This is a genomic window from Streptomyces sp. NPDC002328, assembly GCF_042890065.1.
Taxonomy (GTDB): domain Bacteria; phylum Actinomycetota; class Actinomycetes; order Streptomycetales; family Streptomycetaceae; genus Streptomyces.
This window is the reverse complement of the sequence record NZ_JBIARQ010000007.1, coordinates 154,399-178,618: the sequence shown is the minus strand read 5'-3', so window position 1 is coordinate 178,618 and position 24,220 is coordinate 154,399. Positions and strand designations below refer to the sequence as shown.

The 24,220-nt window shown below is 72.5% G+C and carries 22 protein-coding genes; 14 read left to right on the top strand and 8 right to left on the bottom strand.

Going from position 1 to position 24,220, the window contains the following annotated elements:
* Positions 1-350 precede the first annotated feature (350 nt).
* The 5 genes from ACFYX4_RS20190 to ACFYX4_RS20170 all read left to right on the top strand — a co-directional run bounded on the left by ACFYX4_RS20190 (position 351) and on the right by ACFYX4_RS20170 (position 5,015).
* On the top strand, positions 351-2,006 hold the full coding sequence (locus ACFYX4_RS20190) for an ATP-binding protein (RefSeq protein ID WP_389334673.1): 1,656 nt from the start codon (positions 351-353) through the stop codon (positions 2,004-2,006).
* Entirely contained in the window at positions 2,003-2,410 is a 408-nt protein-coding gene (locus ACFYX4_RS20185; RefSeq protein WP_389334670.1) for a roadblock/LC7 domain-containing protein, read from the top strand. Before ACFYX4_RS20190 ends, ACFYX4_RS20185 begins: the two co-directional genes overlap by 4 nt.
* Entirely contained in the window at positions 2,407-2,820 is a 414-nt protein-coding gene (locus tag ACFYX4_RS20180; RefSeq protein ID WP_389334667.1) for a DUF742 domain-containing protein, read from the top strand. The genes ACFYX4_RS20185 and ACFYX4_RS20180 overlap by 4 nt, the downstream gene beginning before the upstream one ends.
* Complete coding sequence (locus ACFYX4_RS20175) at positions 2,801-3,421, top strand: ATP/GTP-binding protein (RefSeq protein ID WP_389334664.1); 621 nt, start codon at positions 2,801-2,803, stop codon at positions 3,419-3,421. The genes ACFYX4_RS20180 and ACFYX4_RS20175 overlap by 20 nt, the downstream gene beginning before the upstream one ends.
* A gap of 91 nt (positions 3,422-3,512) precedes the next feature.
* Positions 3,513-5,015: a cytochrome P450 gene (locus tag ACFYX4_RS20170; RefSeq protein WP_389334661.1), complete on the top strand. Its 1,503-nt coding sequence runs from the start codon at positions 3,513-3,515 to the stop codon at positions 5,013-5,015.
* A gap of 39 nt (positions 5,016-5,054) precedes the next feature.
* Here ACFYX4_RS20170 and ACFYX4_RS20165 read toward each other — a convergent pair whose 3' ends face one another.
* Entirely contained in the window at positions 5,055-6,029 is a 975-nt protein-coding gene (locus ACFYX4_RS20165) for an RluA family pseudouridine synthase (protein ID WP_389334658.1), read from the bottom strand.
* 108 nt (positions 6,030-6,137) lie between these two features.
* On the opposite strand from ACFYX4_RS20165, the gene ACFYX4_RS20160 reads away from it, so the two are divergent.
* Positions 6,138-6,719, top strand: coding sequence for a GNAT family N-acetyltransferase (locus ACFYX4_RS20160; RefSeq protein ID WP_389334655.1), 582 nt, complete (start codon positions 6,138-6,140; stop codon positions 6,717-6,719).
* A gap of 69 nt (positions 6,720-6,788) precedes the next feature.
* On the opposite strand, the gene ACFYX4_RS20155 is transcribed toward ACFYX4_RS20160, so the two are convergent.
* A complete protein-coding gene (locus ACFYX4_RS20155) occupies positions 6,789-7,634 on the bottom strand; it encodes a siderophore-interacting protein (RefSeq protein WP_389334652.1) in 846 nt (281 codons plus the stop codon).
* Positions 7,635-7,794: 160 nt separating this feature from the next.
* A complete protein-coding gene (locus ACFYX4_RS20150; RefSeq protein WP_389335205.1) occupies positions 7,795-8,700 on the bottom strand; it encodes a 5'-3' exonuclease H3TH domain-containing protein in 906 nt (301 codons plus the stop codon).
* Between the two features lie 244 nt (positions 8,701-8,944).
* Here ACFYX4_RS20150 and ACFYX4_RS20145 point away from each other — a divergent pair, with 244 nt between their 5' ends.
* From ACFYX4_RS20145 to ACFYX4_RS20130, 4 genes are all read left to right on the top strand, one after another.
* Complete coding sequence (locus tag ACFYX4_RS20145; RefSeq protein WP_389334649.1) at positions 8,945-10,027, top strand: glycine betaine/L-proline ABC transporter ATP-binding protein; 1,083 nt, start codon at positions 8,945-8,947, stop codon at positions 10,025-10,027.
* Positions 10,020-11,834: an ABC transporter permease/substrate binding protein gene (locus tag ACFYX4_RS20140; protein ID WP_389334646.1), complete on the top strand. Its 1,815-nt coding sequence runs from the start codon at positions 10,020-10,022 to the stop codon at positions 11,832-11,834. The genes ACFYX4_RS20145 and ACFYX4_RS20140 overlap by 8 nt, the downstream gene beginning before the upstream one ends.
* Before the next feature lie 468 nt (positions 11,835-12,302).
* Entirely contained in the window at positions 12,303-12,869 is a 567-nt protein-coding gene (locus ACFYX4_RS20135) for a helix-turn-helix domain-containing protein (protein WP_389334643.1), read from the top strand.
* Positions 12,869-13,588: a helical backbone metal receptor gene (locus ACFYX4_RS20130; protein WP_389334640.1), complete on the top strand. Its 720-nt coding sequence runs from the start codon at positions 12,869-12,871 to the stop codon at positions 13,586-13,588. Before ACFYX4_RS20135 ends, ACFYX4_RS20130 begins: the two co-directional genes overlap by 1 nt.
* On the opposite strand, the gene ACFYX4_RS20125 is transcribed toward ACFYX4_RS20130, so the two are convergent.
* On the bottom strand, positions 13,500-14,633 hold the full coding sequence (locus ACFYX4_RS20125; protein ID WP_389334637.1) for a TDT family transporter: 1,134 nt from the start codon (positions 14,631-14,633) through the stop codon (positions 13,500-13,502). The two genes, ACFYX4_RS20130 and ACFYX4_RS20125, sit on opposite strands and share 89 nt — an antisense overlap.
* A gap of 70 nt (positions 14,634-14,703) precedes the next feature.
* On the opposite strand from ACFYX4_RS20125, the gene ACFYX4_RS20120 reads away from it, so the two are divergent.
* On the top strand, positions 14,704-15,648 hold the full coding sequence (locus tag ACFYX4_RS20120; protein WP_389334634.1) for a LysR family transcriptional regulator: 945 nt from the start codon (positions 14,704-14,706) through the stop codon (positions 15,646-15,648).
* Positions 15,649-15,691: 43 nt separating this feature from the next.
* On the opposite strand, the gene ACFYX4_RS20115 is transcribed toward ACFYX4_RS20120, so the two are convergent.
* From ACFYX4_RS20115 to ACFYX4_RS20105, 3 genes are all read right to left on the bottom strand, one after another.
* Positions 15,692-16,387 (bottom strand): gamma-glutamyl-gamma-aminobutyrate hydrolase family protein, encoded by a 696-nt coding sequence (locus ACFYX4_RS20115; protein WP_389334631.1) that lies wholly within the window; start codon positions 16,385-16,387, stop codon positions 15,692-15,694.
* Positions 16,388-16,458: 71 nt separating this feature from the next.
* Positions 16,459-17,916: an ethanolamine permease gene (eat, locus tag ACFYX4_RS20110; RefSeq protein WP_389334628.1), complete on the bottom strand. Its 1,458-nt coding sequence runs from the start codon at positions 17,914-17,916 to the stop codon at positions 16,459-16,461.
* Between the two features lie 125 nt (positions 17,917-18,041).
* Entirely contained in the window at positions 18,042-18,776 is a 735-nt protein-coding gene (locus tag ACFYX4_RS20105; protein WP_389334625.1) for a FadR/GntR family transcriptional regulator, read from the bottom strand.
* Positions 18,777-18,896: 120 nt separating this feature from the next.
* Here ACFYX4_RS20105 and ACFYX4_RS20100 point away from each other — a divergent pair, with 120 nt between their 5' ends.
* Genes ACFYX4_RS20100 through ACFYX4_RS20090 form a run of 3 tightly spaced genes read left to right on the top strand, consistent with a single transcriptional unit; the run spans position 18,897 to position 22,434 of the window.
* A complete protein-coding gene (locus tag ACFYX4_RS20100) occupies positions 18,897-20,255 on the top strand; it encodes a glutamine synthetase family protein (protein WP_389334622.1) in 1,359 nt (452 codons plus the stop codon).
* Between the two features lie 11 nt (positions 20,256-20,266).
* Positions 20,267-21,646: an aldehyde dehydrogenase family protein gene (locus tag ACFYX4_RS20095; RefSeq protein WP_389334619.1), complete on the top strand. Its 1,380-nt coding sequence runs from the start codon at positions 20,267-20,269 to the stop codon at positions 21,644-21,646.
* Entirely contained in the window at positions 21,643-22,434 is a 792-nt protein-coding gene (locus ACFYX4_RS20090) for a 3-oxoacyl-ACP reductase (RefSeq protein WP_389334616.1), read from the top strand. Before ACFYX4_RS20095 ends, ACFYX4_RS20090 begins: the two co-directional genes overlap by 4 nt.
* Before the next feature lie 19 nt (positions 22,435-22,453).
* Here ACFYX4_RS20090 and ACFYX4_RS20085 read toward each other — a convergent pair whose 3' ends face one another.
* Complete coding sequence (locus tag ACFYX4_RS20085) at positions 22,454-23,656, bottom strand: amino acid deaminase/aldolase (RefSeq protein WP_389334613.1); 1,203 nt, start codon at positions 23,654-23,656, stop codon at positions 22,454-22,456.
* Positions 23,657-24,220 lie beyond the last annotated feature (564 nt).

The window sequence follows — 24,220 nt, the reverse complement described above, 5'->3', positions numbered from 1 at the left end:
GGAGGCTGTGGCTGGTCGCGCCCACGCGGCGGAGCCGCATATCGGCTCCGCCCCGCGCCCCTGGTGTAGTTGTCGTGACGTTAGTTGTTTTGTGCCCCTGCCTCACCCGTTGTGGTGGGGCTTTTCGTTTGTCTGGTCTTCATTACTTCTTGTGTTCGAGTGGGTGCTGTGGGTTTGAATCGACCGACGTTACTCCAGGTGTCGGGGTGGTTTCAGGCGGTTGCCGAATGCGACGCGGCGTTGATCCGGTCGGACTAAGCTCGCCCGCGGCGCACCGAGTTGAGGTGTATTCGTGCGCTTGTTCCCGAATATTCCGAAGATGCAGACATATCCCTACAGAGGGTGCCCCTATGGTGAGTGTTCAGGCCCCACCCGGCCGCCGTGGACTGGCGTACGCCCGCGTGCTGTTGCTCCCCGCGATACTGATGGCCGCGGCGACCGGTGCCGCCGTCGCCCTGGTGGCGGCATCGGCCCGGCCCGCCGTCGGCGTCTGCGGAACCCTCGCCACTCTCCTGGTGACCGCCGCCGGCGCCGAGTCCGCACGCCGCGGCAGGCGACTGCGGGAGCTGCGCGTCGAACAGGAGCGCCGCGTCGCGGAGTTCGAGCGGCGGATCCTCGCCCAGGACGAGCTGAACCTGCGCATCGCGCACAACTACCTGCCCCGCACGGTGAAGTGGATGCGCGGCGGGAACTCACCCGACGAGGTGATCCGCCACCTCGGCGCCACGGACCCCTCCTTCCGTGATCTCGGCGAGGGGCAGAGGGTCCTCCTCAAGCGGTCCCTGGAGGCCGTCGACCACGAGCAGTCCCTACGGGAGTCCACTCAGCGCTCGTTCGTCAGCATCGCCCGGCGCGTGCAGGCCATCGTCCACCAACAGGCCTACGAGCTGCGGGAGATGGAGGAGGACCACGGCCGCAATCCCGAGGTCTTCGACGACCTGCTGCGCATCGACCACGGCAACGCGATGATCGGCCGTCTCGCCGACTCCATCGGTGTGCTCGGCGGCGGCCGGCCCGGCCGCAGCTGGCCCCGGCCGGTGCCGCTGTACAGCGTGCTGCGCGGCGCGATGTCCCGGATCCTGGAGTACCGGCGCATCCAGCTGAACTCCATCGCCAAGGTCAACATTCGCGGCCGGTCCGTCGAACCGCTGATCCACGCGCTCGCCGAACTCCTCGACAACGCCACCCGCTACTCGCCCCCGCAGAGCAAGGTGCACGTCAACGCCGTCGAGGTGCAGACCGGCATCGCCATCGAGATCGAGGACGCCGGCGTCAGCCTCAGCGAGGAGTCCCGCGCCCGGGTCGAAGGCATGCTCGAGGAGGCCAAGGAAGGCGTCGACATCCAGGAACTGGGCGGCAACCCGCGCCTGGGTCTCGCGGTCGTCGGTCGTCTCTGCACCTCCTTCCACCTCGACGTGGCGCTGCGCAAGTCGGCGTACGGCGGCGTCCGCGCCGTGCTCATGGTGCCGAGCGAGATGATGACCACCGACCCGGCCCCCGGCTTCGCGCACGGCATCGGCGCCACCGCCGTGCCCGAGATGACCCTCAACGACGCGGTCGAGGGCCCCAAGCGTCCGCCCAAGAAGCGCCGCCCCACCAGCCCGCGCATCCCCGCCGGCGTCTCGCTGACCGACGACGAGGTCCCCGAGATCACCGAGTGGACGGAGAAGGGCCTTCCGCAGCGCCGCAGCAAGATGAAGATCCCGATCTCCCAGCGGTACGCCGAGGCGGCCGAGTCCGAGCGCCTGGAGCGTGAGGGCACGCCGGACGTCTGGACGCAGGCGGCCCGCGCCGAGGAGGAGGCCGCGGCCAAGGCCAGGTCCGAGAAGAAGAGGTCCGAGCCCGGAGTGGCGTTCGAGGCCTTCTGGGAGGGCCTCAAGAAGGACAACCCGGGCGTCCACCCGACCGACTTCACCCGCAACCCGACCGCATATCTGCACCTGATCGAGGACAAGGCCGAGACCCCGGCCGAGACCCGGGCCGACGACGAGGGGGACCTCACGTGATCCAGCAGCGCGCCAACTTCGACTGGATGCTCAAGGAGCTCTACAGCGGCGTCCCGGGCATCCACATGATCGTGGTGCTCTCGGCCGACGGCCTGCGCCTCGCCCGCTACGCCGGCGACCCCGACGCGGCCGACCGCGTCGCCGCCGCCTGCGCGGGCCTCCAGAGCCTGGCCGGCGCCGTCGCCCAGGAGATCCCCTCCACCGACGGCGACATGAACCTCGTCGTCATCGAGATGGAGGGCGGCTACTTCTATCTGATGGCCGCCGGCGCCAACGCCTACCTCGCGGTCCTCGCCGACGTGCGCTGCGAGCCGGGCCGGATGAGCGGCATGATGCGCGATCTCGTGGTCCGCATCGGCGCCCATCTGACCAGTCCGCCCCGCCGCAACGAGCAGAGCGTATGACGCCTCCTCTGCGCCGACGGCGACAACCCCTGCCGGAACCTCCCGAACTCCTCGTCCAGCCGCCGCGGGAGGACGACGAGGAGGAGGAGAAGAACGTCGAGCGGCTCTACACCATCTCGGCCGGCGACGGCGAGCGCGCGCCCCTCGACCTCGTCACGCTGATCGTGACGCGCGCCGAACCGCCCTCCTCCGCCACCCCGGAGCAGCTGTCGGTGCTCCGGATGTGCCGGGCGCCGCTGGCGGTGGCCGAGGTGTCGGCCTACCTCGGCCTCCCGTTCAGCGTGGTGACGGTGCTCCTCACCGAGATGCTGGCGGCCGACCTCGTGCACGCGCGCGCCCCGATCGTCCGGCAGCAGCTACCCGACCGTTCCCTCCTCGAAGCGGTGATGCATGGACTTCAACGGCTCTGACGTGATCCCCGGCCCACGGGCCGAGGACCGTCTGCCGCACTCCACCCAGGCGGCGGCCAAGATCGTCATCGTGGGCGGCTTCGGCGTCGGCAAGACGACCATGGTCGGCTCGGTCAGCGAGATCAAACCGCTGACCACCGAGGAGACCATGACTCAGGCCGGCGTCGGCGTCGACGACGACTACGGCTCCGACACCAAGACCGCCACCACCGTGGCGATGGACTTCGGCCGGATCCGCATCACGGACCAGGTCGTGCTGTACCTGTTCGGCACGCCCGGCCAGGAGCGCTTCTGGTTCCTGTGGGACGGCCTGTTCGAGGGCGCGCTCGGCGCGGTCGTCCTCGTCGACACCCGTCGCCTGGAGGTCAGTTACGAGGTGATGGGGCGGCTGGAGGAGCGCTGCGTGCCCTTCGTCGTCGCCGTCAACACCTTCCCCGACGGCCCCCGTTACGCCGTGGAGGACCTGCGCGTCGCCCTCGACCTCCCGCCGGCGGTGCCGATCGTCGAGTGCGACGTACGGCGCCGGGCCTCCAGCCGTGACGTGCTGACGACGCTGGTGGGCTTCCTCCAGTCCCTGCAACTGAGCGGCAGCCTGCGCTGACTTCGCCCTTCGCGTGAAGTCCCCGTCTCGCCGCCCCCGTTCGGCTGCCCCCGCCCCCGACACAGAATCCCCCAGTTTCGGAGCGATCCAAGTGACGCCTGAGAACCCCACGACGGCAGGCCCCCCGGACCTCGACCTCGATCCGCCCCCCGGCTGCCCCGCGCACGGCGGTGGCCCCGGAGGGCTGAAGCGGCTGTACGGCCCCGGCGCCGAGGACCTGAGCGAGCTCTACGAGCGGCTCCGGGAGAAGCACGGCCCCGTGGCGCCCGCCCTGCTCCACGACGACGTACCGGTGTGGGTGGTCCTCGGCCACGCCGAGAACCTGCACATGGTGCGCACCCCCTCGCAGTTCAGCCGGGACAGCCGCGTCTGGACGCCCCTCCTCGAAGGCATGGTCAAGCCCGACCACCCGCTGATGCCGCACATCGCCTGGCAGCCGATCTGCGCCCACGCCGAGGGCGACGAGCACAAGCGGCTGCGCGGCGCGGTCACCACGGCCATGAAGACGCTCGACGACCGCAGTCTGCGCCGGTACATCAACCGCTCCTCCCAGCGGCTGGTCAACGAGTTCTGCGAGAAGGGACGGGCCGAGCTGGTCACCCAGTTCGCCGAGCACCTTCCGATGGCCGTCATGTGCCACATCCTCGGCATGCCCGAGGAGTACAGCGACCGGATGGTCCACGCGGCCCGCGACGCGCTCAAGGGCACCGAGACGGCCATCGCCAGTCACACCTACGTCATGGAGGCGCTGAGCCGGCTCACCGCCCTGCGGCGCGCCCGGCCCGAGGACGACTTCGCCAGCCACCTCGTCACCCACCCGGCGGGACTCACCGACGACGAGGTCAGGGAGCATCTGCGGCTGGTGCTGTTCGCCGCCTACGAGGCCACCGTCAACCTCCTGTCCAACGCGCTGCGCATGGTCCTCACCGACCCGCGGTTCGTCGCCCGGCTCAACGGCGGGCAGATGACGGTGCCGGAGGCGGTCGAGCAATCCCTGTGGGACGAGCCGCCGTTCAGTACCGTCTTCGCCTACTTCGCCAAGCACGACACGGAGTTGGGCGGTCAGCGCATCCGCAAGGGCGACGGCCTGCTGTACGCGCCCGCGCCGGGCAACGTCGACCCGCGGGTGCGCCCCGACCTCTCCGCCAACATGCAGGGCAACCGCTCGCACCTCGCCTTCGGCGGCGGTCCGCACGAGTGCCCCGGCCAGGACATCGGCCGCGCCATCGCCGACGTCGGCGTCGACGCGCTGCTGATGCGGCTGCCGGACGTCCAACTGGACTGCGACGAGGACGACTTGCGCTGGACGGCGTCGATCGCGTCACGGCATCTGGCGGAGCTGCCGGTCCACTTCGAGCCGAAGCCGCAGCAGGACGTGATGTCCCATCCGTCGCACGGCGCGTCCGCGCGGCCCCCGGGCGGGGGCATGACGATGACGGTCGTCCCGCCGCCCGTTGCCCGCTCGGCGAGCCCCGCGGAAACCGCACCCGGAGCGAGCGGACCGCGCACCACCCCGCTTCCCCGGCCGGCTCCCCGGCCGGCCCGCCGGCCGAACGCCTGGCGCCGCTTCCTGGCCTGGTGGCACGGCTGCTGACCCCGAGCCCCTCAGCCCCTGACCCGAGCCGGAGCCCGCTCAGCCCTTCCAGTCGTCGTACGACGACCAGGCGGCCAGCGTCCGTCCGCTCCGCAGCCGGTGTTCCGCTCCCGTGACCGGATCGGTGAACTCCAGCTCCCGCGCCAGCAGTTGCAGCGGGCACCGGAAGTCGCCGTCCGGCACGGGGTCGTTCACCTCGGGGTAGAGCGGGTCGCCGAGGAGAGGCACACCCAACGAGGCCATGTGGACGCGCAGTTGATGGGTCTGCCCGGTCAACGGGGTCAGCCGGTAGCGGGCGAGGCCGTCACCGGCCCGGTGCTCGATCAGCTCGACGCGGCTGACGGCGTTCGGCTCGCCCGGCACCTCGCGGGCGGTCAGCGTCCCGCGCTCCTTCACGATCCGGCTGCGCACGGTGACCGGCAGGGCGAGCGACGGTTCGTACGGGGCGACGGCCTCGTACACCTTCCGGACGCGGCGGTCGCGGAACAGGCTCTGGTAGGCGCCGCGTTCCTCCGGGCGGACGGTGAACAGCACCAGTCCGGCGGTGAGCCGGTCCAGCCGGTGCGCGGCCCCGAGCGCCGGGATGCCCAGCTCGCGCCGCAGCCGCGCCAGCGCGGTCTCGGTGACATGGCTGCCGCGCGGGGTGGTGGCCAGGAAGTGCGGCTTGTCGGCGACGACGAGGTGCGCGTCGCGGTGCACGATCACCAGCGGGAACGGCACCGGCGTCTCGACGGGCGGCTCCCGGTGGAACCACACGAACATCCCCGGCACGTACGCCGCGTCCGCGCCCACCGGCCGTCCGTCGGCCCCGACGATCAGCCCCGCCGTGAACATCCCGTCGACGAGCTCGGCCCGGGCGGCGCCGAACCGTTCCCGCAGATGCTCCCGCACGGTGGCCCAGCGGCTCTCGCCCTCGCCCGTGCCCGTGCTCACGCCGGGCAGCCTGACCCGGACCGGGTCGATCCCGTCGCGCTGCGGGAGGGGCGAGGGCGGGGGAGGGGTGCGGCGTCTCATCGGGGTCAAGGGTACGGCGGCCGGGGTCAGGGGCACGGCGGCCGAGGAGTGCCGGGGCGGCGGGAAAACTTGTTGGAGCGGCCGCCACCCGTCGGCAGGATACGGATCATGCCCTTTCTCACCCGACCGACCCTGCCCGCCGGAACGCTCTCCCGCATACCGCAGCCCGTGCTCCCCACCGGCGACGGGCTGGTGCTGCGCCCGTGGCGGCCCGGGGACGCGCCCGCCGTCCACGCCGCCTTCCAGGATCCGCTGATGCACCAGTGGTACGTCCGGGCCGCCGACTCCGAGGAGGAGGTCGCCGGCTGGATCGAGGAGTGGCTGGGCGCCTGGCGCGAGGAGCGCACCGCCCAGTGGGCCGTCGCGGACGCGGACACCGACGTGCTGCTGGGGCGGGTGGCGCTGCGCGAGATCGTGCTGGGCGACGGCGTGGCCGAGGTGGCCTACTGGACCACGGCGGCGTCCCGTGGCCGGGGCGTCGCGGCGCGCGCCACGACCACGCTCTCCCGGTGGGCCCTGGACGACATCGGCTTCCACCGGCTGGAACTCCTCCACGCCACCGCGAACGAGGCCTCCTGCCGGGTGGCCGCGAAGTCGGGCTTCTCCCTGGAGGGCACCAAGCGCAGCGCCGTCCTGCACGCGGACGGCTGGCACGACATGCACCTCCACGCACGTGTGCGGGGCGACTGACACACCCCCGAGCGTCAGGTCGGGTGCGGGCCCCCGGGTGCGGACGGGGCGGGGGTCACGCGGCGGGGGTCACGCCGACGGGGGCGCGGTCTCCTGCTCGGCTTCCACGCGGGCGTTCCACTCGCGCTTGGAGGCCTGCCAGCCGTCCTCGTTGTGGCCGAGACGCCAGTAGCCGGAGATCGAGAGGTCCTCGCGCGGGATCCCGTGCTCGACGCGCAGCAGTTTGCGCAGGTCCTTCACGGTCGCGGCCTCGCCGTGGACGAAGGCGTGCAGACGACCCGCGGGCCACTGGAGCGCCCGAACGGTCTCGACGAGCTTCTCGCCGACCGGCCGGTCGCCGCGGTGCAGCCAGACGACCTCGACGTCGGAGTCGATCTTCTGCTCCTCCTCGGGGCCGGCCACCTCGATGAAGGCGTGGACGACGGCTCCGACGGGCAGCGACTCCAGCGAGGCCGCGATCGCGGGCAGGGCGCTCTCGTCGCCGGCCAGCAGATGCCAGTCGGCGGCCGGATCGGGGGCGTAGGCGCCGCCGGGGCCCAGGAAGTGGATCGTCTCGCCCGGCTGGACGCGGGCGGCCCACGGACCGGCGAGGCCCTCGTCGCCGTGGAGCACGAAGTCGAGGGTCAGCTCGCGGTGCTCTGCGTCCCAGTGACGCACGGTGTACGTCCTGGTGACGGGCCAGTGCTCGCGCGGGAACTCCCCCCGGATCCGCTCCAGGTCGAAGGGCTCCGGGTACGTCACGCCCTCGGCGTCGAACAGCAGTTTCACATAGTGGTCGGTGCAGGACCCGGCGTCGAACTCCGCCAGGCCCGCGCCGCCGAGGACGACGCGCTGCATGTGCGGGGTGAGCCGTTCGGTACGGACGACCTGGGCGGAATGGGGCTTCCGCGGACTCCGTGCCGGACGTTCTGCCATGACGACCTCCCATTTGAATATGGTTAGGTTTACCTAAGTTAGCACCCCACCCCCTGCGAGGCCCCCCGTTCCCGGAGGTGAATTCACCTCTTTGGCAAAGCATGACTTTCGGCCATCGGGGAGGGCACCCCCTCGGGCGCCCTTCCGGCGAGAGCAATGCTCACGCGCCGAGCGTCACCAGCAGCCGCTGCAACGAGCCGCCGAGGCCCCAGCGCCGCGCCAGTCCCTCCAGTGTCTCCGGTTCTCGCGGTCCACGGGGAAGCGCGACCTCCACTTCCGGCAGCGGCACGTCGCCGGCGACCCGGACCACCTTCGGCGCGACGGCCACGTACGCGCGTGCCTCGTCGAGCCGCTTGCGCTGCGACGGTGTGAGCTTCGCCGCCGGGTCGTCGACCGCCGCCATGATCCCGGCCAGGTCGCCGAACTCGGCCAGCAGCTTGGCCGCGGTCTTCTCGCCGATGCCGGGCACCCCCGGCAGGCCGTCGCTCGGGTCGCCGCGCAGCAGCGCGAGGTCCGCGTACCCGCGGCCGTCGACCCCATACTTTTCGCGCAGCCACGCCTCGTCCGTGAGCTGGAGCGTGCCGACGCCCTTGAGCGGATACAGCACCCGCACCCCGCGCGCGTCGTCCACCAGCTGGTACAGGTCGCGGTCGCCGGTGACGATGTCCACCGGGCCCTTCGCCCGCGCGGTGAACGTGCCGATCACGTCGTCCGCCTCGTAGCCCGCCACCCCCACGCGCGCGATGCCGAGCGCGTCCAGCACTGCCTCGATCACGGGGACCTGCGGCGAGAGGGTGTCCGGGATCTCCTCCTCGTCCGGGCCGGCCGCGCGCTCCTCGGCGACACGGTGCGCCTTGTAGGAGGGGATCAGCTCCACCCGCCAGTCCGGCCGCCAGTCCGCGTCCATGCAGGCGACCAGCTCGTCCGGCCGGTGGTCCTTCACCAGGCGGTCGATGAAGTCCAGCAGCCCGCGCACGGCGTTCACCGGTGTGCCGTCGGGCGCCTTCACCGAGTCCGGGACGCCGAAGTAGGCGCGGAAGTAGAGCGAGGCGGTGTCGAGGAGCATCAGTCGTCCGGTCACGCACGCATCATGCCGCACGCCACCCCCGTGGCCCGCCGGTCTTCACTCCCGTGACACGTGTGAAAAGCCTGTGAGCTGGCCCACTGGCGCGTTTGTGACGTTCGGACCAGGGCAGGCGCGGGCTCGGAGCGGTGCCGGTCGCGTTGTCGACCGCCCTGGCGAGGCCCTCAGCCCCCAACGAGGCCTTCGGCACGACCTCCTCCCTTGCCCCCGATCCGAGAAGGTATGTGTGTCCGCAAGGCTTGAGGCCGAACATCTGTACAAGGTGTTCGGCAGACGACCGGACGAGGCAGTCGAACGGCTCCGTGGCGGAGCCGACCGTGAGGAGCTGCGGAGCGACGGCACCACCGCCGCCGTCATCGACGCCTCCTTCACCGTGGACCCGGGCCAGATCTTCGTCGTCATGGGCCTGTCCGGCTCCGGTAAGTCCACGCTGCTGCGCATGCTGAACGGACTGCTGGAGCCCACCGCGGGACGCGTCCTCTTCGACGGCCAGGACCTGACCGCGCTCGGCGACCGCGAGCTGCGCGAGGTCCGCGCCCACAAGATCAGCATGGTCTTCCAGCACTTCGCGCTCTTCCCGCACCGCAGCGTCCTCGACAACGCCGCCTACGGCCTCGCCGTCCAGGGCGTCCCGCGCGCCGAGCGCGAGGAGCGCGCCGCCGAGGCCCTGCGGCTGTGCGGCCTCGCCGGCTGGGAGAAGTCCTGGCCGGACGAGCTGTCCGGCGGCATGCAGCAGCGCGTCGGCCTGGCCCGCGCCCTCGCCACCGACGCCGACCTGCTGCTGATGGACGAGTCCTTCAGCGCGCTGGACCCGCTGATCCGCCGCGACATGCAGGACCAGCTGCTCACCCTCCAGCAGACGCTGAAGAAGACGATCGTCTTCATCACCCACGACCTCAACGAGGCCATGCGCCTCGGCGACCGCATCGCCGTCATGCGCGACGGCCGGATCGTGCAGACCGGCAGCGCCGAGGACATCCTCGTGCGCCCCGAGAACGACTACGTCGCCTCCTTCATCCAGGACGTCGACCGCTCCCGCGTGCTGACCGCCGCCGCCGTCATGGACACCGACGTCCGCGGCGACGAGGGCCGCTGCGGCTGCGCCACCGCGACCCCCGACACGCCGTTCACCGAGCTGTGCGCGATCAGCGCCCGCGTGCCCCACCCGGTCGCCGTGCTCGACGCCGACCGCGCCCCCGTCGGCGTCGTCCACCGCCGCCGCCTCGTCGGCTTCATCGGCGACGAACGCGCTGCGGAGACCGGCTGCGACAGTCCGCGCACCGAAGGGAAGGAGGCCGCCCGTGCCTAGGCTCCACCTCGGTGACTGGGTCGACTCCGGAGTCGACTGGCTCGTCGCCCACATGTCCTGGCTCTTCGACGCGATCAAGACGGTCGTCGAAGGCATGTACGACGGCATCGACGCCGTGCTCACCGCCCCCGAGCCGCTGCTGCTCGCGGGCATCCTCGCGGTGCTCGCCTGGTGGCTGCGCGGCCTGGTCGCGGGCGTCCTCGGCTTCGCCGGCTTCGCGCTCATCGACTCCCTCGACCTGTGGGAGGAGGCGATGTCCACCCTGTCCCTGGTGCTCGTCGCCACGGTCATCGCCCTGGTGATCTCCGTCCCGCTGGGCATCTGGGCCGCCCGCTCCAAGGCGGTCAGCGCGACCCTGCGGCCCGTCCTGGACCTGCTCCAGACGATGCCGTCGATGGTCCTGCTGATCCCGGCGATCCTCTTCTTCGGCATGGGCGTCCCCGCCGGCGTCATCGCCACCCTGATCTTCGCGCTCGCACCCGGTGTGCGCATGACCGAACTCGGCATCCGCCAGGTCGACGCCGAGCTCGTCGAGGCCGCGGAGGCCTTCGGCACGTCACCCCGCGACACCCTCCTGCGCGTGCAGCTGCCGCTCGCCCTGCCCACCATCATGGCGGGCGTCAACCAGGTGATCATGCTCGGTCTGTCGATGGTCGTCATCGCCGGCATGGTCGGCACCGGCGGCCTCGGCGGCGCCGTCAACGAGGCCATCGGCCAGCTCGACATCGGCCTCGGCTTCGAGGCCGGCCTCGGCATCGTCGTCCTCGCCATCTACCTGGACCGCATGACCGGCGCCCTCGGCACCCGCATCTCCCCGCTCGGCCGGCGCGCCGCCGCCAAGGCCCGTACGACGGTGTGGACCTACCGCCCCCGCCCGGCCGTGGCCGTCGCCGGGGTGTCCGCCCTCGCCCTCGTCGCCGGCGGCATGGGCGTCCTCGGCCCCCGGGCCGGCACCGCCGAGGCCTCCGCCACGGACATCGGCAAGGGCAAGGAGATCACCATCGGCTACATCCCGTGGGACGAGGGCATCGCCTCCACGTTCCTGTGGAAGGAGCTGCTGGAGGAGCGCGGCTTCGAGGTGAAGACCACCCAGTTCGCCGCCGGCCCCCTCTACACGGGCCTCGCCACCGGTCAGGTCGACTTCCAGACCGACTCCTGGCTGCCCACCACGCACGCCGAGTACTGGAAGAAGTACGGCAAGCAGCTCGACGACCTCGGCAAGTGGTACGGCCCCACCTCGCTGGAGCTGACCGTCCCGTCCTACATGAAGGACGTGAACTCGCTGGCGGACCTCAAGGGCAAGTCCGCGCAGTTCGGCGGGAAGATCACCGGCATCGAGCCCAGTGCCGGGATGATGGGCCTGCTCAAGGACAAGGTCCTCAAGCAGTACGGCCTCGACGGCTCCTACAAGGTCGTCGACGGCTCCACCCCGGCGATGCTCGCCGAGCTCAAGCGCGCGTACGCCAAGAAGGACCCGATCGTGGTCACGCTCTGGTCGCCGCACTGGGCGTACAGCGAGTACGGCCTGAAGAAGCTGAAGGACCCGCAGGGCGCCTGGGGCGAGGGCGACGGCGTGCACACCCTCTCCCGCAAGGGCTTCGCCGCCGACAACCCCGAGGTCGGCAAGTGGCTGGAGAACTTCTCCATGGACGAGAAGCAGCTCACCGGCCTGGAGGCGGAGATCCAGAAGGTCGGCAAGGGCAAGGAGCAGGACGCCGTCCGCGGCTGGCTGAAGAAGAACCCGGGGCTGCTCGACAAGTGGGCGCCCGTGGCCGGCGCCGGCGCGCAGAGCAGGGCGGCCGGGTGACCTGACAGTCCCGCCACCGCCCGACGAGGGGCGGGCCCCGACGTACGCCTCCGACGCGTGCGGAGGGGCCCGCCCCTTCGTGCTGCCCGCGATCCTCACGGCAAGGATCCGGCCAACCACGCAGCGCTACGCCCACACCCCGGCTCGCCCGCCCGCCGGTCGGCGGCGCAGCCCGCTCCACCAGCGCGATCACGCCCGGCGCCCGACGGGAACACGGGACGGCTCTGGCACATTGAAACGGGAGAACGCGGGAACCGCCGTGACGCCGTCCCCGCCCCGCGGACCCGCCGCGATGATCGACTGGCGCGATCTGTGAGGTCCCGCGCGCCCGCATGTGTCCTCGATGTGACGGGCACATGAAACGGTTTGCCGAAGATGCGTAGGGTGCAGAGAACTCATCAGAAGAGGTGCGCCCGAACCGGGGCACACGGGTAGTCGGAGCGACGCGCGAAGGAGGGAGCCAGGGCGATGGGCGACCACAAAGAACAGCCCCTGCGGGTGGGCGCGGCCGTCCGGCGGCGACGCCGGTCCCTGGACCTCACCCTCGCCGTCGTGGCCGAGCGCAGCGGTCTGTCGGTCCCGTTCCTCAGCCAGATCGAGAACGACCGGGCCCGCCCCAGCACCAGTTCCCTGGAGAAGGTCGCCGACGCCCTGCGCACCACCGCCGTCGAACTCCTCGCCGCCGCCGACCCGGCGTGCAGTGTCGACGTCGTGCGCGCCGAGCTGACCGAACAGGGCCCCGAGCCGCGCTCCCGCTCCCTGGTGCGCGGCCACCACCAGATGCACGCCTCGGAGTTCACCGGCGACCACGAGGCCGGCCGCGAGTTCCAGTACCGCAACGACCAGTTGATGTACGTCGCCGACGGGGCCGTGGAGATCGAGGCGGAGGGCCGCGCCTACCGTCTCGGCCGCGGCGACACCCTCTACCTCACCGGCGGGGTCCGCCACCGCTGGCGGGCGACCGTGGCGGACACCCGGGTGGTCGTCGTCGCGGTGGCGGAGCACATCGAGGCGGTCCGGAACCGGAAGCGGTAGTGCGGGTCGTCTCCCTGGTCCCCTCGCTCACCGAGGCCGTCGCCGTGTCCCTGCCCGGCGTCCTCGCCGGTGCCACCGACTGGTGCACGCATCCGGCCGGCCTCGACGTCCCCCGGCTGGGCGGCACCAAGAACCCGGCGGTCGAGGACATCGTCGCCCTCGCCCCCGACCTGGTCGTCGCCAACGAGGAGGAGAACCGGGGGCCCGACCTAGCCGCCCTGCGCGCCGCGGGCGTCGATGTGCTGGTCACTGAGGTGCGGGAGGTGCCGCAGGCCTTCCGGGAGCTGGCCCGGGTGCTCCACGCGTGCGGGGCGCGCACCCGCCCGCGCTGGCTCGACGAGGCGGAGGAGGCGTGGGCGGACGTGACGCCGTGCGAGCCCCGCAGGAGCGCGATCGTCCCGATCTGGCGCCGCCCCTGGATGGTCCTGGGCCGGGAAACCTTCGCCGGGGACGTCCTGTCCCGCCTGGGCGTCGACCACCTCTACGCGGCCCACGAGGACCGCTACCCGAGGATCCCCCTGGACGAGCTGCGCGCCGCCGCCCCCGACCTGGTCGTCCTGCCCGACGAGCCCTACCGCTTCACCCCGGCCGACGGCCCGGAGGCCTTCCCCGGCCTGCCCTGCGCGCTGGTCAGCGGACGGCACCTGACGTGGTACGGACCCTCGCTCGCCGCGGCGCCACGGGTACTCGCCTCGGCGCTGCGAGCAACTCGCCCCTGACCAGCCCGCGGACGGTGCGCGCGGCGACGACGGCCCACACGGCGACCAGCACCACGTACAGCCCCGTCGCCGGCAGCGCGAACGCCGGGAGCCCGGTGTGCCGGGCCAGCGCCGCCGCCCCCGTCACACAGGTCCCGACGGGGAAAGTGAACGCCCACCACGTCATCGTGAAGCCCATCCCGAGGCGGCGGGCGCGCACCACATGGGCGGTGGCCAGGCCCAGCCACAGCAGCGCGAAACCCATCACGGGCACCCCGTACAGGACGGCGAGCAGCGTGAACGCCTGCGCGTGCGGCGCGGGCACCACTCCCGGGGCGACCTGTGCGAACTGCCCGACGGCGGTGGTGGACTGACCGAGCGGCCCGAGGACGAGGAACAGGGTCGGCGTGAGCGCGAGGGGCAGCGGACCGCCGGTGAGCAGGCGGCCGAACACGACCGGCAGCATGACGAGGGTGGCCAGCAGGCTCAGCCCGAACAGCGCGAAGCACAGCACGAGGAGCGTCTCGCGCGGCTGCCCGGCCGGCAGATGCGGCACGAGCAGCGGCCCCGACGCGGCCGGCACCATCGGCGTCACCAGCGGCAGCAGCCACACGGGCGTGGCCTGGTGCGGCTCCACCCGGTGGCGTACGGCCATCAGGTACGGCACGGCGACGGCGACCGTGAGTCCGAGGACCGTGCCGGCGGTGAACAGTACGGCGTCGAGGGCGAGGGCGGCCGGCACGCCGATCCAGTCCCGGCCGACGGTGAGCGCGCCGCCGCCGACGGCCACCAGGGCCATCGCGGGACAGCCGTAGAAGGGGGCCGTCGCCGGGTCGAGGAGATGGGCGCGGGCCTGGTCGCGGTGGCGGCGCCAGTGTAGGGCGCGGGCGACGAGGAGGGTCGCCAGCAGGACGAGGGAGAGGGCCCAGACGGCGGCGCAGAGCGGGCGCAGGCCCGGCAGGGAGTGGGGGAGCGAGGCCCCCGCGGTGGCGACGATCGCGGTGCCCATGACCGTGGCGTACCAGTTCGGGCCGAGATGGCGTACGGACAGGGCTGTGGTGACCATGGGCCCACCGTCGCGCGGGCCCGCCCCCGCGACCAGGGAGGATGTCTCTATGGGGGCATAAACTGGGCTTATGAGCAGTCGGGCTGATGGCGAGCGTGGTGGGGACGGGGCCGGCGGGGGCGCGGGGTCGATCGCGCATCGGGTGCCCGATCTCGGGGCGCTGGAACTGCTGCTGGCGGTGGCCCGGTTGGGCAGTCTCGGTGCGGCGGCGCGCGAGCTGGGCATCACCCAGCCGGCCGCGAGCAGCCGGATCCGCTCCATGGAACGGCAGCTCGGCGTGGCCCTCGTGGACCGTTCGCCGCGGGGGTCCCGGCTCACGGACGCGGGCGCGCTGGTGACCGACTGGGCGCGGCGGATCGTCGAGGCGGCGGAGGCGTTCGACGCGGGGGCGCAGGCGCTGCGGGACCGGCGGGACTCCCGGCTGCGGGTGGCGGCGAGCATGACCATCGCCGAGTACCTGCTGCCCGGCTGGCTGCTGGCGCTGCGCGCGCAGCGGCCGGACACGGCGGTGTCGCTGCATGCGGGGAACTCGGCGGCGGTGGCGGAGCGGTTGCTGTCCGGGGAGGCGGATCTGGGGTTCGTGGAGGGGCTCAGTGTGCCGTCGGGGCTGGACTCGGCGGTCATCGCGCACGATCGGCTGATCGTCGTGGCCGCTCCCGCGCATCCCTGGGGGCGTCGGCGGCGGGCGCTGTCCGCGCAGGAGCTGGCGTCCACGCCGTTGATCCTGCGGGAGAAGGGGTCGGGGACCCGGCAGGTGCTGGACGCGGCGCTGGGGGGCCTCGCGCGGCCGCTGATCGAGCTGTCCTCGACGACGGCGGTGAAGGCGGCGGCGGTGAGCGGGGCGGGGCCCGCGGTGCTCAGCGAGCTGGCGGTGGGGGAGGAGCTGGGGACGCGACGGCTGGTCCGGGTGCCGGTGGAGGGGGTGCTGCTGGCGCGGGACCTGCGGGCGGTGTGGCCTGCGGGGCACCGGCCCACGGGGCCCGCGCGGGAGTTGCTGTCGCTGACGCGGGGATAGGGGTGGGGGACGGGAGGGGGCAGCCGGGCCTGTGGGAAAGGGTTCAGCCGGGCCTGTGGGCCGCTGCCCTTGTCAGGCCCTGCATCACGCGGAGGTCCTGGGCCATCTCGGGGTGCCATTGCACGCCGAGGGCCCAGCCTCGCGCCGGCGGGAGTTCCAGTGCCTCCACCGTGCCGTCCGTCGCGTACGCCGACGGGAGGAGGTCCGTGCCGAGGCGGTCGACTGCCTGGTGGTGGAAGGTCGGGACCGTCGTCTCCTCAGGGACGAGGCCCGCGTACAGGGTGCCCGGGACCGGCTTCACCGGGTGGCTGCCGAAGACGCCGACCACCTCGGCGTGGCCGTCGAGGTGCTGGACGAGGGTGCCGCCGAGGGCGACGTTCAACAGTTGCATGCCCCGGCAGATCCCGAGCAGGGGCGTGCCGGCGGCCAGCGCCGCGCGGATCAGGGCCAGCTCCCACGCGTCGCGCTCGGGCGCGGGCGGACCGCAGCGCGGGGAGCGTTCGGCGCCGTAGTGCGCCGGGTCGACGTCGGGGCCGCCGGCGACGACCAGGCCGTCCAGACGCGCGACGGCCTCGGCGGCGTGCGCCGGGTCGTCGGGCGGCAGCATCGCGGCGATGCCGCCCGACGCCTGCACGAGCCGGGGATAGCCGACCGGCAGCAGGGCCGCCTCCAGCTCCCAGACGCCCCAGCGGGCGCCGGGCTCCAGATACGTACTCACACCGATCAGCGGCCTTGCCACGCGTGCTCCTCGCTCTTCGTTTCTTCGCTCCGGGGACGACATACGGACGTACGGACGTACGGACGGTCCGGTCAGTCCCGTGTCAACTCTGCCTCGGCGGCGGCCAGCGCCGCGAACTCCTCCTCCGGGGCCTTCGCCACCAGGTGCTTGCGGCTGTAGAGCCCGAAGTAGACCGCCGCGACCGCGTACACCACGAGCGCGATGACCGCCGCCGTCACGTCCACCAGGAACGTGGCCACCAGCGCCGAGCACGCGAGGACCAGCGCGACCGACGAGGTCAGCACCCCGCCCGGCGTACGGTACGGCCGCTCCAGGTCCGGCTCGCGGCGGCGCAGGACGATGTGCGACAGGGACATCAGCGCGTAGCTGATCGTCGCGCCGAAGACGGCGATGTTCAGCATCCGCCCGCCGTCGCCGGTGCCGGCGGCCAGCGCGAAACCGATCGTGCCCGGCACCAGCAGCCCCAGGTAGGGCGCCTTGCGGCCGCTGGTGAGCGACAGGAACCGGGGCAGGTAACCGGCGCGGGACAGTGCGAACAGCTGCCGGGAGCCCGCGTAGATCAGGGAGAAGAACGAGGCCACGAGCCCGGCCAGGCCGGCGTAGTTCACGAAGCGGCTGAGCGTGGTGGCCTCGCCGTCCGGCTGGAGCGCCTCGACGAGCGGGTTGCCGGCCGCCTGGACGGCGTCGGAGCCGCGCGCCCCGGCCGCGGCGAAGAAGGTGATCACGGCCAGCACCACCAGGATGCCCATCGACCAGCGGATGGCCTTGGGCAGCGTACGGGCCGGGTCCCGGGTCTCCTCGGCGGCGAGCGGCACGCCCTCGACGCCCAGGAAGAACCACATGCCGAAGGGGAACGCCGCCCAGATGCCGAGCAGCCCCATGGGGAGCCAGGAGTTCGCGCCGAGGGCGGAGGTGTCGACCGGGATGTCGTCGAGCGAGGACGCGTCGAAGTCGGGCAGCGCGCCCACCGCGAACACGAGGAGGGCGAAGACCGCGATGCCGGTGACGACGAAGCTGAACCGCAGGGCCTCGCCGACGCCCCACAGATGGATGCCGATGAAGATCACGAAGCAGGCCAGGTAGACGGGCCAGCCCGACTCCAGGCCGAACAGGCCCAGCGACTCGACGTAGTCGCCGATGAAGATCACGATGGCGGCCGGTGCGAGGACGTACTCGATCAGGATCGCCGTACCGGTCAGGAAGCCGCCCCACGGGCCGAGCGCCCGGCGCGCGAAGCCGTAGCCGCCGCCCGCCGTGGGCAGGATCGCGGACAGCTCGGCGAGCGCGAAGACCATGCAGGCGTACATGGCGCCCATGAGGACGGTGGCGATCGCCAGGCCGCCGAAGCCGCCTTCCGCCAGGCCGAGGTTCCAGCCGGAGAAGTCGCCGGAGACGACGTAGGCGACGCCGAGGCCGGTCAGGAGCACCCAGCCTGCGCTGCCGCGGCGCAGCGCACGGCGTTTCAGATAGTCGTCCGCCTCGTCGGCGGTGCGGGTGGGCGTGGATTCCGGCGTGGATTCCAGGGACATGGCGCGACTCCCCACGGGGGCGGTGGACGAACGCAAAGGACTCAATGGAATGGATGCATACCTTTGCGGGCCGAGTGTGGAGAAGGCAATACCCCTGCGTTAACCGCCCGTAAATCCGTGCCTGCTCACCCCAGGAAGCCCCGCAGCAGCGCCGCCGTCCCCGCGCAGTGCTCGCGCATCATCTCCCGCGCCCCGTCCGCGTCCCCGTCCAGCACCGCCTCCACGATCGCCGTGTGCTGGCGCTGCGAGTGCTCCAGGTTGCGCACCAGCAGCGGGATGCAGTCCAGCAGGTCGTTGACGCTCGCGCGGACCGCCGCGTACCGGGCCGCCAGCGACGGCGAGCCGCACAGCTCGGCGAGCGTGAGATGCAGCAGCGTGTCCAGCCGGCGGTAGTCGGCGAGGGGCGCGTCGTGCGTGCGGGCCAGCGCCTCGCGCAGTCGGGCCGCCTGCGCGTCGTCCAGGCCGTGCGCCGCGCACAGCCCGGCCGCGCCCACCTCCAGCACCTCCCGGAACCGCAGCACGTCCTCGACGTCGATCCGCTCGATGCGCCGCCGCAGCTCGTCCTCGCCGCCCGCGTCGGTCCGGTGCAGCACGAACGTTCCGCCGTAGCGGCCGCGCCGCGCCTCAACCAGACCCTGGTCCTGGAGCACCTTCAGCACCTCGCGCAGCGTCACCCGGCTGATCCCCAGCCGCTCCGCCAGCTCCCGCTCGGCCGGCAGCCGCTCCCCGCCCGGCACCAGCCCCAGCCGGACGACCTGGAGGATCTGCTCCAGCGCCTCCTCGAAGCCGTTGCCCGCGCGCACCGGCCGCAGCACCGGCGTCAGCCGGTCCTCCGGGCCGCCTTCCGCATCCAGAGCCATATGGTCGCGCCCCCTTCCCAAACAATGGTTCTCGGCAATACCTTATGGCTCTCGGCCCGGCCGACAGAAGCGCGCGGCAGCCCGAAGGACAGCGCGCAGCAGCCCGAAGGAGACCTTCCCGTGGCAGACCGCACACCCCCGCTCAGCGTCGAGGAACTCCACGCCCTCGTAGCCGGCGGTGAGATCGACACTGTCGTCCTGGCCTTTCCCGACATGCAAGGGCGGCTCCAGGGCAAGCGGTTCGCCGCCCGGTTCTTCCTCGACGAGGTGCTGGAGCACGGCACGGAGGGCTGCAACTACCTCCTCGCCGTCGACGCCGAGATGAACACCGTCGACGGCTACGCCATGTCCTCCTGGGACCGCGGCTACGGCGACTTCGCGATGCGCCCCGACACGAGCACCCTGCGCCGGGTGCCCTGGAACGAGGGCACCGCCCTGCTGATCGCCGACCTCGCCTGGAACGACGGCTCCCCGGTGGTGGCCGCGCCCCGCCAGATCCTGCGCCGCCAGCTCGAACGCCTGGCCGAGCACGGCTACACCGCCCAGGTCGGCACCGAGCTGGAGTTCATCGTCTTCAAGGACACCTACGAGCAGGCCTGGGACGCGAACTACCGGGGCCTCACCCCGGCCAACCAGTACAACATCGACTACTCGGTCCTCGGCACCGGCCGCATCGAACCGCTGCTGCGCCGGATCAGGAACGAGATGGAGGCCGCCGGCCTGACCGTCGAGTCGGCCAAGGGCGAGTGCAACCCCGGCCAGCACGAGATCGCCTTCAAGTACGACGAGGCCCTCACCACCTGCGACCAGCACGCCGTCTACAAGACCGGCGCCAAGGAGATCGCCGCCCAGGAGGGCGTCTCGCTCACCTTCATGGCCAAGTACGACGAGCGCGAGGGCAACTCCTGCCACATCCACCTCTCGCTCGCCGACGCGGCCGGCGACAACGCGATGGCCGGACCCGACGGCATGTCCGACGTCATGCGGTACTTCCTCGCCGGACAACTCGCCGCCCTGCGCGACTTCTCGCTCCTCTACGCCCCCCACATCAACTCCTACAAGCGGTTCCAGCCCGGCTCCTTCGCGCCCACCGCCGTCGCCTGGGGCCACGACAACCGCACCTGCGCCCTCCGGGTCGTCGGCCACGGCCGCTCCCTGCGGTTCGAGAACCGGCTCCCCGGCGGCGACGTCAACCCCCACCTCGCCGTCGCCGGACTCGTCGCGGCCGGCCTGTACGGCATCGAGCACAAGCTCGAACTGCCCGAGGCCTGTCCGGGCAACGCCTACACCGCCGACTACGCCCATGTGCCCACCACCCTGCGCGAGGCCGCCGAGCTGTGGGCGAACAGCCCCATCGCGCAAGCCGCCTTCGGCGACGAGGTGGTCGCGCACTACAGCAACATGGCGCGCGTCGAACTCGCGGCCTTCGACGCCGCGGTGACCGACTGGGAGCTGCGCCGCTCCTTCGAACGCATGTGAGAGGTCCTGCCTTGTCGTACGAGCACGAGCTCCAGGTACTCAACCCGGCCACCGAGGAGGTCCTCGCCACCGTCCCGGCCGCGAGCGCCGAGGACGTCGACGCGGCCGTCGCACGGGCCGCCCGGGCGCAGACCGCGTGGGCGGCGCTCGCGCCCGGCGACCGCGCCCGCCTGCTGCGCCGGTTCGCCGCCACCGTCGACGCCCACCTGGAGGAACTGGCCCTCCTGGAGGTCCGCGAGGCCGGGCACACCGTCGGCAACGCCCGCTGGGAGGCGGGCAACGTCCGCGACCTGCTCGACTACGCGGCCGGCGGAGTGGAACGCCTCACCGGCCGGCAGATCCCCGTCGCCGGCGGCATCGACGTCACCTTCCTCGAACCCCTCGGCGTCGTCGCCGTGATCGCGCCGTGGAACTTCCCGATGCCCATCGCGGCCTGGGGCGCCGCCCCCGCCCTCGCCGCCGGCAACGCGGTGATCCTCAAGCCCGCCGAGACCACCCCGCTCACCGCGCTGCGCCTCGCCGAACTCGCCCTGGACGCGGGCCTGCCCGAGCACCTGTTCCAGGTGCTGCCCGGCGCGGGACCGGTGGCCGGCGACGCGCTCGTCGAACACCCCGGCGTCGCGAAGATCGTCTTCACCGGGTCGACGGCCGTCGGCAAGCAGGTCCTGGCCAAGGGCTCCGCCCTCCTCAAGCGGATCACCCTCGAACTCGGCGGCAAGAGCCCCAACATCGTCTTCGCCGACGCCGACGTCGAGGCCGCCGCGGCAGCCGCCCCCATGTCCTTCCTCGACAACTCCGGCCAGGACTGCTGCGCCCGCACCCGCGTCCTCGTCCAGCGGTCCGTGTACGACCGCTTCCTCGAACTCCTCGTCCCCGGCGTCGAGTCCGTCGTCGTCGGCGACCCCGCCGACGAGAACACCCAGATGGGGCCGCTGATCTCCCGGACCCAACTGGACCGCGTCCGCGCGTACGTCACGCCCGACGCCCAGGGCATCCGCGGCAAGGCGCCCGAGGGGCCCGGCTTCTGGTTCCCGCCCACCGTCCTCACCGGCGTCGCGCCCGACGCGCCCGTCGCCGTGGAGGAGGTCTTCGGGCCCGTCGCCGTGGTCCTGCCCTTCGACGACGAGGCCGACGCGATCCGCCTCGCCAACGACACCCCGTACGGCCTCTCCGGCTCGATCTGGACCCGGGACGTCGGCCGCGCGCTGCGCGTCTCGCAGGCCGTGCGGGCCGGCAACCTGTCCGTCAACTCCCATTCCAGCGTCCGCTACTGGACCCCGTTCGGCGGCTTCAAGCAGTCCGGAGTCGGGCGCGAGCTCGGCCCGGACGCCCTGGCCGCCTTCACCGAGACCAAGAACGTCTTCATCAGCACGGAGGGCTCCGCACAGTGACCGCAACGCCTGACGAGATCATCTGCCGCCGACTGGTCGGCCGTACCGCCGTCGTCACCGGAGCCGGCAGCGGCATCGGCCTCGCCGCCGCCCGCCGGCTCGCCTCCGAGGGCGCGCACGTCGTCTGCGCCGACGTGGACGAGGTCCGCGGCAAGGCCGCCGCCGAGGAGGTCGACGGGATCTTCGTGAAGGTCGACGTCACCGACCCCGAGGAGGTCGAGGCCCTGTTCCGCACGGCCTACGACACCTACGGCAGCGTCGACGTCGCCTTCAACAACGCCGGCATCTCCCCGCCCGACGACGATTCCATCCTGGAGACCGGACTCGAGGCCTGGAAGCGCGTCCAGGAGGTCAACCTCACCTCCGTGTACCTGTGTTGCAAGGCCGCCATCCCCTACATGCGCCGCCAGGGCAGGGGCTCGATCATCAACACGGCGTCCTTCGTGGCCCGGATGGGCGCGGCGACCTCGCAGATCTCGTACACCGCGTCCAAGGGCGGCGTCCTCGCCATGTCCCGTGAACTGGGCGTGCAGTTCGCCCGCGAGGGCATCCGCGTCAACGCCCTGTGCCCCGGGCCGGTCAACACCCCCCTGCTTCAGGAGCTGTTCGCCAAGGACCCCGAGCGGGCGGCCCGCCGCCTCGTCCACATCCCCCTCGGACGGTTCGCCGAGGCCGAGGAGATCGCCGCCGCCGTCGCCTTCCTCGCCAGCGACGACTCCTCGTTCGTCAACGCCTCCGACTTCCTTGTCGACGGCGGTATCTCGGGGGCGTACGTGACGCCGCTTTAGGGCTTGTGCGGGCCGGCGCTCAGAGGAACGTGTGGCCCTCGCCGCGGTACGTGGGCGCGGTCGCCGTCACCGCGTCCCCCTCGATCAGGTGCAGCACGTCGAACCGCTCGCACAGCTCACCGGCCTTCGCGTGCCGGAACCACACCTTGTCGCCGATCAGCAGGTCGTCCGCGGGTGAGCCGAGCAGCGGGGTCTGCACCTCGCCGGGGCCCTCCTGCGGGTCGTAGCGCAGCCCCTCCGGCAGATACGGCACCGGCAGCCGGTCCGGCCCGGCCGCGCCCGAGGCCGGGTAGCCGCCGCCGAGGACGGTGACGATCCCCACGCCCGGCCGGCGCACCACCGGCTGGGCGAACAGGGCGGCCGGACGGCCGGTGAACGACGTGTAGTTGTCGAACAGCCGCGGCACGTACAGCCCCGAGCCGGCCGCGATCTCCGTGACCGCGTCCTCGGCCGCGGTGTGCTGCACACTGCCGGTGCCGCCGCCGTTGACGTACTCCAGGTCCGGCGCGACGGCACGCACCGCGCGCACCACCGCGGCGCGCCGCTCGGCGAGTTCACGCCGGGCGGTGCTCTGCATCAGCCGGATCGCCCGCGAGCGCAGCGGCCGGCCGGCGAGCGCGTCGCCGACGCCCGCGATGTGCCCCTCGTAGGCCATGACGCCCACCAGCCGGAAACCCGGCCGACGGGCCACTGCCCGTGCCAGGTCGGCGACTTGGGCGGGGGAGTGCAGCGGGGAGCGCAGCGCGCCGACCCGCACCCGGCCGCCGAGCAGCTTCAGCGAGGTGTCCAACTCCAGGCAGACACGCACCACTTCGCGTCCACCGGCCCGCGCGGCGTCGATCAGGTCGAGCTGCGCGATGTCGTCGACCATGACGGTGACGGCGGCGGCGAGCTTGGGATCGCCGGCCAGTTCGGCGAAGCCGGCGCGGTCGGCGGAGGGGTAGGCGAGCAGGATGTCGTCGAATCCCGAGCGCGCCAGCCACAGCGATTCGGCCAACGTGAACGACATGACGCCCGCGAAGCCGTCCCGTGCGAGGACGCGTTCCAGCAGCGTCCGGCAGCGGACGGACTTGCTGGCCACCCGGATCGGCTTACCGCCCGCCCGGCGGACCAGATCGTCCGCGTTGGCGTCGAAGGCGTCCAGGTCGACGATCGCGAGAGGGGCTTGGAGGTGGGCGGTGGCCCGGTCGTAACGGGCCCGGTCGGTGGCGCGCGCAGTCATGGACGCAGCCTGCCAGACCGGATTACCGCAGGGTAGGGGGACGATACGGGCAGATGCCCCCGGGGTCGGCGACTGGTTCCCGTTACCGCAGGAACTAGCCGTAGAGTGACGCGCACGCACGGAGGGACGGCTCCGGTCGGCATCCGTGCCGGGATGCCGGTCCGCCCGTGCGGGTATGCGTGCCCGAACGGACCAGCCGCGTTCGCACCGGGCCGCCCGGGCGGCAGTACGGCCCGAGCAGGAGAACGACGGCCCGGGCACGAGGAAACGGGGGGTGCATGAGCACGGAAGCACGCCGCGCCACCGTCCCCCCACGCCCCACCACACCCCCCCGCCCAACAGCCCCCCCACGCCCGACAACACCCCCAGCACCGCCCCCGGGCTCCCCGGTCACCCCGGGCTCCGCGGGCACCCCGGGCTCCGCGGGCACCCCGGGCTCCGCGGACACGCCGGGCACCCCGGGCTCCCTGGACACTCCGGGCTCCGCCGAGCCCCGGAAGCGCGACGAGGCCCCGCCGGCCTCGGGCCCGGCCACGGGCGACTCTTCCAACGGCCCACGCCCGA